A 269-nucleotide genomic window follows, 5' to 3' on the forward strand; every position below is an offset into this window, starting at 1 on the left:
TGGGATAAAATTAATGCAATGATTGCAGTGGATGTGGAAATGGGCGAAACCCCGGTGGATGTGACCTGTCCGTGGGAAGGCGCAAATTTTGTGCTGAAAGTGAAACAGGTGAGCGGCTTTTCTAATTATGATGAATCTAAATTTCTGAATCAGAGTGCAATTCCGAATATTGATGATGAATCATTTCAGAAAGAACTGTTTGAACAGATGGTGGATCTGAGCGAAATGACCTCTAAAGATAAATTTAAATCATTTGAAGAACTGAATAC

At 38.7% G+C, this 269-nt stretch carries 1 protein-coding gene; it reads left to right on the plus strand.

Going from position 1 to position 269, the window contains the following annotated elements:
* The coding region (locus R0J87_RS20815; RefSeq protein WP_498888638.1) for a hypothetical protein at positions 1-269 on the plus strand (269 nt) is incomplete at both ends.

It is taken from the genome of Halomonas sp. SIMBA_159, from assembly GCF_046536035.1.
Taxonomy (GTDB): Bacteria; Pseudomonadota; Gammaproteobacteria; order Pseudomonadales; family Halomonadaceae; genus Vreelandella; species Vreelandella venusta_A.